At 65.1% G+C, this 11,637-nt stretch carries 11 protein-coding genes; 6 read left to right on the top strand and 5 right to left on the bottom strand.

Annotation, left to right across the window (positions count from 1 at the left end; genetic code table 11):
* Nucleotides 1–52: 52 nt before the first annotated feature.
* The 4 genes from AC1RTQ_RS03970 (at nt 53) to ubiA (ending at nt 3,501) form a co-directional block, all read left to right on the top strand.
* The gene (locus AC1RTQ_RS03970; RefSeq protein ID WP_492874415.1) at nt 53–1,021 is read left to right on the top strand and encodes a LysR substrate-binding domain-containing protein; all 969 of its coding nucleotides are present in this window, start codon (nt 53–55) and stop codon (nt 1,019–1,021) included.
* Between the two features lie 63 nt (nt 1,022–1,084).
* Nucleotides 1,085–1,621: a Dps family protein gene (locus AC1RTQ_RS03965; RefSeq protein ID WP_003068377.1), complete on the top strand. Its 537-nt coding sequence runs from the start codon at nt 1,085–1,087 to the stop codon at nt 1,619–1,621.
* Nucleotides 1,622–1,720: 99 nt separating this feature from the next.
* Nucleotides 1,721–2,569: a phosphatase PAP2 family protein gene (locus AC1RTQ_RS03960; RefSeq protein WP_492874413.1), complete on the top strand. Its 849-nt coding sequence runs from the start codon at nt 1,721–1,723 to the stop codon at nt 2,567–2,569.
* Nucleotides 2,570–2,619: 50 nt separating this feature from the next.
* Nucleotides 2,620–3,501 carry a 4-hydroxybenzoate octaprenyltransferase gene (ubiA, locus tag AC1RTQ_RS03955; protein WP_492874411.1) on the top strand — a complete coding sequence of 294 codons (882 nt, stop codon included), beginning with the start codon at nt 2,620–2,622 and terminating at the stop codon, nt 3,499–3,501.
* An 83-nt stretch (nt 3,502–3,584) separates the two neighbouring features.
* On the opposite strand, the gene proC is transcribed toward ubiA, so the two are convergent.
* Together proC and AC1RTQ_RS03945 are read right to left on the bottom strand one after the other, a co-directional pair.
* The gene (gene proC, locus AC1RTQ_RS03950; protein ID WP_492874409.1) at nt 3,585–4,424 is read right to left on the bottom strand and encodes a pyrroline-5-carboxylate reductase; all 840 of its coding nucleotides are present in this window, start codon (nt 4,422–4,424) and stop codon (nt 3,585–3,587) included.
* A 70-nt stretch (nt 4,425–4,494) separates the two neighbouring features.
* Nucleotides 4,495–5,673 (bottom strand): esterase-like activity of phytase family protein, encoded by a 1,179-nt coding sequence (locus AC1RTQ_RS03945; RefSeq protein WP_492874407.1) that lies wholly within the window; start codon nt 5,671–5,673, stop codon nt 4,495–4,497.
* Nucleotides 5,674–5,773: 100 nt separating this feature from the next.
* Between AC1RTQ_RS03945 and aqpZ the strand changes: the two genes are divergently transcribed.
* Entirely contained in the window at nt 5,774–6,472 is a 699-nt protein-coding gene (aqpZ, locus tag AC1RTQ_RS03940) for an aquaporin Z (RefSeq protein ID WP_302088787.1), read from the top strand.
* Nucleotides 6,473–6,586: 114 nt separating this feature from the next.
* On the opposite strand, the gene glpK is transcribed toward aqpZ, so the two are convergent.
* From glpK to AC1RTQ_RS03925, 3 genes are read right to left on the bottom strand one after another with little or no spacing between them, the layout of a single operon-like run.
* Nucleotides 6,587–8,083: a glycerol kinase GlpK gene (glpK, locus tag AC1RTQ_RS03935; RefSeq protein ID WP_492874405.1), complete on the bottom strand. Its 1,497-nt coding sequence runs from the start codon at nt 8,081–8,083 to the stop codon at nt 6,587–6,589.
* A gap of 14 nt (nt 8,084–8,097) precedes the next feature.
* A complete protein-coding gene (locus tag AC1RTQ_RS03930) occupies nt 8,098–8,577 on the bottom strand; it encodes a GNAT family N-acetyltransferase (protein ID WP_492874403.1) in 480 nt (159 codons plus the stop codon).
* Entirely contained in the window at nt 8,574–9,338 is a 765-nt protein-coding gene (locus AC1RTQ_RS03925; protein ID WP_003068405.1) for a DeoR/GlpR family DNA-binding transcription regulator, read from the bottom strand. Before AC1RTQ_RS03925 ends, AC1RTQ_RS03930 begins: the two co-directional genes overlap by 4 nt.
* Nucleotides 9,339–9,838: 500 nt before the next feature.
* On the opposite strand from AC1RTQ_RS03925, the gene AC1RTQ_RS03920 reads away from it, so the two are divergent.
* Complete coding sequence (locus tag AC1RTQ_RS03920; protein ID WP_492874401.1) at nt 9,839–11,434, top strand: glycerol-3-phosphate dehydrogenase/oxidase; 1,596 nt, start codon at nt 9,839–9,841, stop codon at nt 11,432–11,434.
* The last annotated feature ends 203 nt before the right edge of the window (nt 11,435–11,637 follow it).

Raw genomic sequence — 11,637 nt, 5'->3', positions numbered from 1 at the left:
AAAAACAGGATGAATCAATGCTGTTGTTGATGATCCCAATGACCCACTCTTTATGACTCTTACCGAATTGAAGTACATCGTGGCCGTTGCGCGGGAAAAGCACTTTGGCCGTGCCGCCGAAGCCTGCTATGTGTCCCAGCCTACGCTGTCCGTGGCGATCAAGAAGCTGGAGGAGGAGCTGGATGTCAAGATTTTCGAGCGCAGTGCCGGTGAAGTCTCGGTGACCTCGCTGGGCGAGGAGATCGTGCGCCAGGCGCAAAGCGTGCTGGAGCAGGCCAACGAGATCAAGGAAATCGCCAAGCGCGGCAAGGACCCGCTGTCCGGCGTTCTGACCCTGGGCGTGATCTACACCATCGGCCCCTATCTGCTGCCCGATCTGGTGCGCAACTCCATCAACATGACGCCGCAGATGCCGCTGATGCTGCAGGAGAACTTCACCGTCAAGCTGCTGGAGATGTTGCGCACGGGCGAGATCGACTGCGCCATCATGGCCGAGCCCTTCCCGGATACCGGTCTGGCACTGGCGCCGCTGTACGACGAGCCCTTCATGGCCGCCGTGCCCAGCGCCCACCCGCTGGCGCAGAGGAAAAGCCTGTCCACCACGGATCTCAAGAACGAGACCATGCTGCTGCTGGGCGCGGGTCACTGCTTCCGCGACCATGTGCTCGAGGTCTGCCCCGAATTCGCGCGCTATGCCAGCAACTCCGAAGGCATTCGCCGCACGTTCGAAGGCTCCTCGTTGGAGACCATCAAATACATGGTGGCCGCCGGCATGGGCGTGACCCTGGTGCCGCGCCTGTCCGTTCCCGAGGATGCGCTGGCTCCCACTGAGCGCCGTCGCCGCGCCGATGAGCCTCATATTCGCTATCTTCCGATTCATGAGGAAGACGGCATTGCGCCGCCCACCCGCCGTGTGGTGCTGGCCTGGCGACGCAGCTTCACGCGCTATGAGGCGATTGCCGCACTGCGCAATGCCGTCTACGCCTGCCCGCTGCCGGGAGTGCAGCGTCTGTCGCAGTAAGCATGGCTTTAGCGGCTTGAAGAGGGCGGGAGTCTGGATTCGTTAAACCCGAAAGGTGAGTGCATGACCAAGCAAGGCAAGGACAAATCGCAGAAACAAAAGTCGGACGCCGCGCCGCAGGTGCCCGCAGGCATCCACATCGGCATCAGCGACGAGGATCGCGCCGCCATTGCCAAGGGGCTGTCGGCGCTGCTGGCCGACACCTATACGCTGTACCTGACCACGCACAACTTCCACTGGAATGTCACGGGGCCCATGTTCAATACGCTGCACACCATGTTCATGGCGCAGTACACCGAGCTATGGAATGCCGTCGATCCCGTGGCCGAGCGCATCCGCGCACTGGGCCACCATGCGCCCGGCTCCTATGCCCAGTTCGGCAAGCTCACCAGCCTGCCGGATGCACCGGCGCAGCCGCCCAAGGCCCTGGAGATGGTGCGCATCCTGGTGCAAGGCCACGAGGCCGTGGCGCGCACGGCCCGCCAGCTGTTTCCCCGTGCCGACAAGGCCGGCGACGAGCCCACGGCCGATCTGCTGACCCAGCGCCTGGCTGTGCACGAGCAGACCGCCTGGATGCTGCGCTCCCTGCTCGAGGAGTGAGGCGCGCACCCAGGCCGTCGTTCGCGCGGACTCCCCAAGCCCTGACGGGCCAGCCTCCAGAGGCCCGTCAGGGCTTTTTTGCTTTTGCTCCTGAAAGGAATGCCTGTGTTTTCTGCGGCGACTTCCGTGGTCCTGCTGGCGCAGTGGGTGGACCGCCATGCCATCTGGGTGCTGGTGTTGTTGCTGCTGCTCGCGGCCGGCATGCTGCGCTGGCGTGCGCAGGGCCGGGCCGCGTGGCTGTGGCAGGACCGCAGCGCGGATCTCAGGCCTGGCGGCAACTGGCTGCTGGCGGTGGCGGGGTTGGCTGGCGCTGTTCTGGCCCTGCTGATCGTCTGCGTGCAGCAGTCCCAGCCCCTTCAGCCGACTCAGGGGCTGATGGCCCTGGACCTGAAGCTACAGAGCGCGGTGAGCGCAGGCCTGCCGCCCAGTCTGCAGCCCCTGGTGCGTGGCTGGACCATGCTCGGGGATTTGCGCGTCATGGGGCTGCTGAGCCTGGCCGTGGGCCTGTGGCTGCTGTGGCAGCGCCAGGGCCTGCAGCTGCTGGGCTGGGTGGTGGCCGTGGCCGGCACGGGACTGTGGGTGCGCTTCATCAAGGCGGCCATGCGACGCGAGCGTCCGCTGGACGCTCTGGTGCATGAGGCCGGCTTCAGCTTTCCCAGCGGCCATAGTGCGGGCACGGCTGCGATTTTCGGCATGCTGGCCTGGCTGGTCGCGCGTCGCCTGCCGCCGCGCTGGCGGGCTGGGGTCTTTGCGGCGGCCGCGCTGCTGGCCCTGAGCACGGGCTTGAGCCGCGTGCTGCTGTCCGTGCACCATGCCAGCGATGTGCTGGCGGGCCTGTGCCTGGGGCTGAGCTGGACGGCCCTGGTGCTCTGGTTGACAGACCGTGTCGAGCATGGGGGCGGCACCATCGGGCCGCCCCAGGCCGAGGCACAATTGCCGCTGCGCTGATCGTGGCCTGGGAGCCCGGTCGTGATCTCCTGCCTTCCGGAACCCCTCTCATGTCCGCCTCCATTCCTGCTTCGCCGCGCTCCAAGCTGTCGCTGTATCTGGATCTGATCCGCTTCAACCGTCCCGCGGGCTGGCTGGTGCTGGTCTGGCCCACGCTGGTGGCGCTGTGGGTAGCCGCTCAGGGCTTTCCGGGCTGGCATCTGCTGATCGTCTTTGTGCTGGGCACGGTGCTGATGCGCAGCGCGGGCTGCACCATCAACGATATTGCCGACCGCGACTTCGACAGGCATGTGAAACGCACCACCCAGCGCCCCATCACCAGCGGCCAGATCTCGGTCAGGGAGGCCGCCTTGGTTGGCCTGGCGCTCACGCTGGTTGCCTTCGGTCTGGTGCTGTCCACCCGCTGGGAGGCCGTGGCCTGGTCGGTGCCTGCCGTGCTGTTCACGATTCTCTATCCGTTCACCAAGCGCTTTTTTGCCATGCCTCAGGCCTTTCTGGGCATTGCCTTCAATTTCGGCATCGTGATCGCGTTTGCGGCGGTGACCGGTGAGGTCAGTGCCACGGCCTGGACGCTGTGGCTGGCGAATATGTTTCTGGTGCTGGCCTATGACACCGAATACGCCATGGTGGACCGCGATGACGATCTCAAGATCGGCATGAAGACCTCGGCCATCACCCTGGGTCGTTTCGATGTCACGGCCATCATGCTGTTCTTTGCCCTGTGCTGGGGTCTGATCGCCTGGGTGCTGGCGCCTTATCGGCTGGGCTGGCCCTTCTGGTTGGGCATGGGCGTGGCGGCGGCCCAGATCTTCTGGCATTTCAGCCTGATCAAGGATCGCACGCGCGAAGGCTGTTTTGTCGCCTTCAGCAAGAGCCACTGGATTGGCGCTGCGATCTTTGCGGGCGTGGCGCTAGGGTTTGCGTTGAAATAGACCTGTTTTCATAGCATGAATCGCTTGACTGGCAAAAGATTCATGCCTGAAAGACTCAAAAAACCGGCCGAAGCCGGTTTTCTTTATTTGCCGAACTCGGCGGCCAGCTCCTGTGCGCGGATCTGGGCCTTGCGCATGGCCTCGATGAAATGCTCGGGCAGCTTTTGCTCCTGCATATGGGTGATGGCCGCATAGGTGGTGCCGCCCTTGCTGGTCACGCGCTGGCGCAGCACTTCGGCGCTCTCGCTGGAGCGAGCGGCCAGTTCCGAGCCGCCCGCAAACGTGGCCACGGCCAGCTTGTAGCTTTGCTCGGCGCTGAGGCCCATGTCGACACCCGCCTGGGTCATGGCTTCGAGGAATAGGAATACATAGGCCGGGCCGGAGCCGGAGAGGGCGGTCACGGCATCCAGATGCGCTTCCTGCTCCACCCAGGTGAGTTCGCCGGTGCTGCCGATCACGGTCTCGATCAGGGCCTTGCCCTGGGCATCGACCTCGGGGCGGGCGAACAGGCCCGTCATGCCCTTGCCCACCAGGGCCGGGGTATTGGGCATGGCGCGCACGATGCGGTGGGTGCCGGTCCAGGCCGCAATGCTGTCGGTGGTGATGCCGGCAGCTACGCTCAGGTGCAGGGCATTGCGGGTGTGGGCGGCAACGGGAGCGGCCGCTTCCTTGAAGCTCTGGGGCTTGACGGCCCAGACCACCAGCTGGGCACTTTGCAGGGCCTCGGTGGCGGCGGGCAGGGCGTCGATGCCGAAGCTGGTCTTGATCGCGGCGCGTGTGGCTTCAAAAGGCTCGACCACGGTGATGCTGCTGGCTGGAACACCCTGGCGGATCAGGCCGCCGATGATGGCGCTGGCCATATTGCCGCCGCCGATAAAGGCGATGGGAGGGAAGACGGAGGTCGAGTGGTCGGTCTGGCTCATGATGGTTCGATTCGCTTTGCAATGCAGCAAGTGGGCAGGCCCGGCTTCGGATTCCAGGCGCACAGCGGCACTATAAACCCGCGCCGCAGCGGCCGCGCTCTTCGCTCAAGGCGACGAACTGGGTGACTTCGGCGGGATTGAAGTTGTTGTCGCTGACCAGCAGCAGCACGCGCCGGCCATCGGGCAGTGGCGGCCCCCAGCTCATGCCCTCCAGGTTGTCCACGGAGCCCAGGCTGGCATCGGCCAGGTCCAGCAGCAACTCCTTGTCCGCAGGCCGGTAGTTGCCTGCCAGGAGCCGGGTCTGGCCCAGCGTATCGCTGCTTGCGTCGGCACGGGTGCTGATGCGGTAGATGCGGGCGCCGAAGCGCAGCGGCGGCGCAAAGAATCGCTCCAGCACCAGCAGGTGCTCGGCGTCGTCGGCCAGCACGGCGCTGACGCCGTTGATGGCGCCGCGTTGCAGCCACAGGTCGGCAGGCAGGGCATCGGGCTGGTAGGCCAGTTGGCGCATCGGCTGCTGCGTGCCCATGTCATAGGCGGTGATGCGCACCGGGCCGCCCGCTTGCCCGGCTGCGGGCAGGGGCCCGTCTTGCCTGAGCGCCGCCTCCATGGCCAGCCAGAGCGTGCGGCCATCCTGGCTCAGCGCCAGAGCTTCGAGCGTGAAGTTGCTGCGCGGCCCCTCTGACTTGCTGGCCGGCAGGCGCAGCTCGGGCGGCAGCGGCCATTCGCGCTGCCAGCGCCCGTCCGTGCCTGATTGCAGCAGTTGCGGGCCGAAGCCACGCGCGAAGTCGCCCTCGCTGCTCCACAGCAGGGATTGTCCTCCTGGCAGCACGCGCAGGGCTTCCGCATCGGGCGTCGCGATGCCGGGCAGGGGCTGGCGGAGACTGGGATAGGGGGCCTGGGCGGGGCTGAGCAGCGCTCGCGTATCGTGCAGCCTGACCTGATGCAGGCCGCTGGCGTCGTATTCGATGCGCGCCGTGTAAAAGCGCGCCGGCCCGTGCGCGGAGCGGTCGTCGCTGACCAGGTAGTACAGATTGCTGCCCGCGTCGTAGTCGATCGATGACAGGCCGCCCACAGCCGTGCCGGCAAACAGCTTGTCATGCTGCCAGCGGATTTCCCCAAGCAGGGACCAGGGCCGGGCCTGGGATGTGCTGCAGATGCGGTGCGGTGCGAGCGACGCCGTCGTGCAGGCAGCCAGGCTGGCGCAGACCAACGAGAGGCCCCAAAGCCGCAGCTGTCGTGGATTGTTCACATTTGTGCCTTGTATTTTTCGTCGATCGCTTTCTAAGATGCCAGCGGTTCTGTGCCGCGCGGGGCGGCACGGACGACGCCATCGGAAATAGGGGGCAATCATGGCATCCAATGTCAAAAAATGGTCGGCGGAGTTCCTGGGTACTTTCTGGTTGACGTTTGGCGGTTGTGGCAGCGCGGTGCTGGCAGCGGCCTTTCCAGAAGTGGGCATCGGCCTGCTGGGCGTGTCCTTTGCCTTCGGCCTGACGGTGCTGACGGGCGCTTACGCCTTCGGCCCCGTCTCTGGCGGCCACTTCAACCCGGCGGTCTCCGTCGGTCTGGCGGTGGCGGGGCGTTTTCGCTTTGCCGAGCTGCCCGGCTACATCATTGCCCAGGTCCTGGGCGCCATCGTGGCGGCAGCCACGCTGTACTTCATTGCCAGCGGCAAGGCCGGCGCCCAGGTGACCGATCTGGCCACCAATGGTTATGGCGATCACTCGCCGGGCAAGTTCAATATGGCGGCGGCTCTGGTGACCGAGGTGGTGCTGACCGCCGTGTTTCTGCTGGTGATTCTGGGCTCCACCACCAAGAAGGCTGCCGTGGGCTTTGCGGGCATGAGCATCGGACTGTGCCTGACGCTGATCCACCTGATCTCCATCCCCGTGACCAATACCTCGGTCAACCCCGCCCGCAGCACCGGCCCGGCGCTGTTCGGGCCGGCCATCGCGCTGGAGCAGCTGTGGCTGTTCTGGCTCGCGCCCATCGTGGGGGCCGTCATCGGAGCCGTGATCCACAAGGCGTTGCTCGGCGACGAAGACTGAGCGCTGCGGCTGTCGCTGCCGACGAGAAAAGAGAAAAGGGATGCCGTGGCATCCCTTTTTTGATGGCTTTTGCTGGCCCGCCAGCCTGTTGGCCCGGGTGCTGGAGGGGCCGCTTTACTGTGCCGTGGTCTGGCGCACGGCCTGTTCCCAGCGCTGCATCAGCTCGTCGGCGCGGCCCTTGCCCAGCGTGGGCAGGAAGCGGCGCTCGGCCTTCCACAAGGCAGACAGCTCCTCGGTGCTCTGATAGACGCCGCTGGACAGGCCGGCCAGATAGGCCGCGCCCAGGGCCGTGGTTTCCACGCAGGCCGGGCGTACCACGGGAATGCCCAGCAGGTCGGCCTGGAACTGCATCAGCAGATTGTTCACGCAGGCTCCGCCGTCCACGCGCAGCTCGCTGACCGGCGTGCCGCCCGTGGCCACGGCGTCGCGGCTCATGGCGCCGAGCAGGGCCGCACTCTGGTAGGCAATGGATTCCAGGGCCGCGCGCGCAATATGGGCCATCGTCGTGCCGCGCGTCAGTCCGGTGATGGTGCCGCGCGCGTCAGGCTTCCAGTAGGGGGCGCCCAGGCCGGTAAAGGCCGGCACCAGCATCACGCCGCCGCTGTCGGGCACGCTTTCGGCCAGTTGCTGCACCTGGCCGCTGTGCTCAATGGCCTGCAGGCCGTCGCGCAGCCACTGCACCACGGCTCCGCCGACGAAGACGCTGCCTTCCAGCGCAAACTGGGGCTGGCGGCTTGCCTGGGCGGCCGATGTGGTCAGCAGGCCGTTGCTCGAGGTCTGGAAGCTGGCGCCCGTGTGCATGAGCATGAAGCAACCCGTGCCGTAGGTGTTCTTGGCCATGCCTGCATCAAAACAGGCCTGGCCGAACAGTGCGCTTTGCTGGTCGCCGGCCACGCCGCCGATGTTGATGGAGCCGCCCAGCACGTCGTCAGCCGTCTGGCCGAAATCGGCGGCCGAAGGCAACACCTCGGGCATCAGACACGCAGGAATGTCCAGCAGGGCCAGCAGATCGGCATCCCACTGGTTGCTGTGCACATTGAAGAGCATGGTGCGGCTGGCGTTGCTCACATCGGTGACATGGCGCTTGCCGCCCGTCAGCTGCCAGATCAGCCAGCAATCCACCGTGCCGAAGGCCAGCTCGCCGGCCTGCGCTGCGGCGCGTGCGCCGGGCACGTTGTCCAGCAGCCACTTGAGCTTGGTGCCCGAAAAGTAGGCATCGATGCGCAGGCCGGTTTTGCGCAGAATGGCGTCGCTGTGACCGGCTTCGCGCAACTGCACGCAGGTGGGTTCGGCGCGGCGGTCCTGCCAGACGATCCCATGGTGAATGGGGGCGCCGGTCTTGCGGTTCCAGACGATGGTGGTTTCGCGCTGGTTGGTAATGCCCACCGAGCGGATGTCGGCCGCCTTGAGGCCCGCCTTGGCCAGCGCCTCTTTGGCGGTGCTCAGCTGGGTGCGCCAGATCTCGCGCGGGTCATGCTCTACCCAGCCCGGTTGCGGATAGATCTGCGGCAGCTCCAGCTGGGCCGATGCCACGATGCGGCCTTGCGTGTCGAAGACGATGGAGCGGGAGCTGGAGGTGCCCTGGTCCAGGGCGAGCAGATAGGTTGTCATGGGTTGTCAGTGATTCAGAGGGGGAGCACAAAGCGCGCCATTTCGGCCTGTTCGCTCCAGCCCTGGCTGGAATAAAAGCCGCGCACATAGGAAGGACGCTCGCGGTTGTTGACCAGCCAGATGCGCAGGCAGCGGCGCTCGCGCGCAGCCTGTGTGACCGCATCCAGCAGCTGCTGGCCCAGGCCGGCACCGCGCGCCGCTTCGGCGACAAACAGCTCGCTTACATAGGCCTCCCAGCCCTGCTGCACGGCGACCGGCAGCCAGTGCACGGCACAGTAGCCGTGAATGCGGTGCTGGCCGTCTTGCGCCACCAGCATCAGAGAGCGCTCCGGCCCGCTCTGCAGCTCGTCCAGCAGAGACTGCACGGCCTCGGTGTTCTGGGCGGCAGAATGGGTTTCATAGGCCTTGAACCAGCCTATGTCGTGCAGTAACCCGGCAATGCCTGCTGCATCCTCGGGGAGTGCGGGGCGGATCAGATAGGGGGCAGCGTTCATTGGGCGATGGTGCATTGCACCTCGGCATCGCGCAACAGGGCATCGAAGGGGGCGGAGGGCGCAACGTCGGTGAACAGGCGGTCGATCTGGTTCAGTCGGGCCAGCTCCACCATGGCCTGGCGGCTGAACTTGCTGTGGTCGGCCGCCAGCCAGACCTCGCGCGACTGGCCGATGATGGTCTGGGCCACCTTGACCTCGCGCAGGTCGAAGTCGCGCAGGCTGCCGTCCGACTCGATGGCCGAGATGCCGATCACCGCAATGTCCACCTTGAACTGGCGCATGAAGTCCACGGCAGCCTCGCCCACGATGCCGCGGTCGCGGGTGCGCACCACGCCGCCCGCGACGATGACCTCGCAATCGGCATTGCTGCTGAGGATGGCGGCGACATTGAGATTGTTGGTGATGACGCGCAGCCCCTTGTGCTGCAGCAGGGCCTGGGCCACCGCTTCGGTGGTGGTGCCGATGTTGAGAATCAGCGAGCAGCCGTTGGGAATGGCCTCGGCGATGGCACGCGCAATGCGCATCTTGCCTTCGGCATGCAATACCTGGCGCTGGGTATGGGCCAGATTCTCCACGGTGGCGCTGGGCACGCGCACGCCGCCATGAAAGCGCACCAGCAAGCCGGCATCGGCCAGCTTCTGGATGTCGCGGCGCACGGTCTGCAGCGTGACCCCGAGGATTTCGGCCAGTTGCTCTACCGAGGTGGATTGGCGGGCGCGGACTTCTTCGACAAGCTGCAACTGGCGGGGATTGCTGTTCATGACTGGTGACTGGTTATATAGGTGCTATTGGCGCATGGACGCGCTGCAGGCGAAGCGCTCTATAGGGGAGCGCGCCAGCCGCAGCGGGCAGTGCAGGGATTGTGAGCGAATCCAAACGAACCTCTAATAGGGTGATTTTCTATGGAATTGCCCGGTAAAAAACAAAAATGAATCCGCGCCGAGTCCGAAGTCTGACAGCAAGCTGCGGTTATATGTCATCGTGGCGAGTTGTTGCAGCAGTAACAATTGGCACGGCAAGAAGAATGCAGTTCATGCATTGAGTATGTGCAAGCGCGTTGGTTGCCGATGTGGCAGCCAGGCCGGAGCGGCGCCGGGGCGGCGGTTTTGGCTTAAATCGCGCAAAAACGAATCGATATTTTGGCGTTGTAATGCGCGAAAAGCGAAAAAGAGCGAAAATATTCGATCTGAAATTTGTTCTTTGCTGTGCGCGTCTCATCGCTGGATGATGGCGGCGTGGCGATCACCGCAGAAGTCGTTCCATGAACCAGTCCACTCAACCCTTGGCTACAACGCGTGCACAACTGCTGGAGCGCCTGGCGCAGACCGAAAGCTTCGATCTGGCCATCGTGGGCGGCGGTGCCACGGGGCTGGGCGTGGCGGTGGATGCGGCGGCACGCGGCTTCAAGGTCGTGCTGCTGGAGTCGCTGGACTTCGCCAAGGGCACCTCCTCGCGTGCCACCAAGCTGGTACACGGCGGCGTGCGCTATCTGGCGCAGGGCAACATCTCCCTGGTGCGCGAAGCACTGCATGAGCGCACGACCCTGTTGCACAACGCACCGCACCTGGCGCAGCCTCTGGCCTTTGTGATGCCCTCGTACAAGCTGCTGGATACGCCGTTCTACGGCATCGGCCTCAAGATGTACGACGCGCTGGCCGGCAAGGCCGGCCTTGGGGCTACCGAATTCCTCTCCAGCGCCAAGACCGTGAAATACCTGCCGACCGTGCAGCAAAAAGGTCTCAAGGGCGGCGTCAAGTACTGGGATGGCCAGTTTGACGATGCGCGTCTGGCGCTGGCGCTGGCGCGCACTGCGGCGGCCAAGGGCGCTTTGCTGATCAACTACTGCCCGGCAGAAAAGCTGATCTATGAAAACCACCAGATTGCCGGACTGATCTGCCGCGATGCGGAATCGGGTCGCAACTTCACCGTGCGCGCCAAGTGCGTGGTCAATGCCACGGGGCCCTGGGTGGATCTGTTCCGTCAGCAGGATGCCGAGGCCCAGGGCAAGCCCGTCAAGCCCATGGTGGCGCCCAGCCAGGGCGTGCACGTGGTGGTGGACCGCGAGTTTCTGCCCACCGATCACGCGCTGCTGATCCCCAAGACGGCCGATGGCCGCGTGCTGTTTGCCGTGCCGTGGCTGGGCAAGGTCATTCTGGGAACCACCGACACGCCGCGTCATGACCTGGCGCGCGAGCCCCTGCCTTTCCCCGAAGAACTGGATTTCATTCTCGGCGAGGCCGGCAAGTATCTGAATCGCCAGCCCACGCTGGCCGATGTGCGCAGCATGTGGGTGGGTCTGCGCCCGCTGGTCAAGCCGCAGGACGATGACGGCGAGAACACCAAGAAGATCAGCCGCGAGCACACGGTGATGTCCAGCAAGACGGGTCTGGTGACCGTCACCGGCGGCAAATGGACGACGTACCGGGCCATGTCCGAGGATGTGCTGGCCGAATGCTTCCAGATCGGTCGTCTGCCCAGTCGCCCTGCCGGCGTGACCGTGAACCTGCCCCTGGTCGGTGCGCCGGCCGAAGCAGCAGTCACGCACCGCATGAACCAGAGCCAGGGCCTGCACTCCTACGGCACGGATGCCGCCGCCGTGGCGGCGTTGCCGGGGGCGCAGAACTGGCTGATGGACGGTCTTTCCGAGGCCATGGTGCGCTTTGCCGCGCGCTTCGAGTACGCGCGCACCGTCGAGGACATGCTGGCGCGTCGCAGCCGGCTGCTCTTTCTCGATGCCCGCAAGGCGGCCGAGATTGCGCCCCGCGTCGCCGCCATCCTGACCGAGGAGCTGGGGCAGGATGTGCATCTCAACGACTTCCTGGCCCTGACTCGCCAATATCTGCCCGCTCAGAGCTGATCTGTGTGGCTGCTCTGCGCGGCCGCTCTGTGGTGCGCTCTGTGGGGGCGTGGCGTGCGGGCAACAGGCTGCGCTCCGCAGGCCTATTGAAAATGTGAGCTTGATGCGCTTGCCATCTATTGATTTCAGATGCTTTTCTATTTGAAATCAATGTATTGCAAGCGCTACGCGCTATTGTTTTAGTTGCAAGTGCGAGAGGCCTG

Source organism: Comamonas sp. GW821-FHT11H03 (genome assembly GCF_058807955.1).
This window is presented reverse-complemented; position numbering and strand designations above follow the sequence as displayed.

Bases quoted from the DNA above. Each gene is read 5' to 3' on its own strand.
- proC (WP_492874409.1), bottom strand. From the start codon at position 4,424: ATGAGCCAGACCGACCACTCGACCTCCGTCTTCCCTCCCATCGCCTTT.
- aqpZ (WP_302088787.1), top strand. From the start codon at position 5,774: ATGGCATCCAATGTCAAAAAATGGTCGGCGGAGTTCCTGGGTACTTTC.
- glpK (WP_492874405.1), bottom strand. From the start codon at position 8,083: ATGACAACCTATCTGCTCGCCCTGGACCAGGGCACCTCCAGCTCCCGC.
- ubiA (WP_492874411.1), top strand. From the start codon at position 2,620: ATGTCCGCCTCCATTCCTGCTTCGCCGCGCTCCAAGCTGTCGCTGTAT.
- AC1RTQ_RS03970 (WP_492874415.1), top strand. From the start codon at position 53: ATGACTCTTACCGAATTGAAGTACATCGTGGCCGTTGCGCGGGAAAAG.
- AC1RTQ_RS03960 (WP_492874413.1), top strand. From the start codon at position 1,721: ATGCCTGTGTTTTCTGCGGCGACTTCCGTGGTCCTGCTGGCGCAGTGG.
- AC1RTQ_RS03930 (WP_492874403.1), bottom strand. From the start codon at position 8,577: ATGAACGCTGCCCCCTATCTGATCCGCCCCGCACTCCCCGAGGATGCA.
- AC1RTQ_RS03925 (WP_003068405.1), bottom strand. From the start codon at position 9,338: ATGAACAGCAATCCCCGCCAGTTGCAGCTTGTCGAAGAAGTCCGCGCC.
- AC1RTQ_RS03920 (WP_492874401.1), top strand. From the start codon at position 9,839: ATGAACCAGTCCACTCAACCCTTGGCTACAACGCGTGCACAACTGCTG.
- AC1RTQ_RS03965 (WP_003068377.1), top strand. From the start codon at position 1,085: ATGACCAAGCAAGGCAAGGACAAATCGCAGAAACAAAAGTCGGACGCC.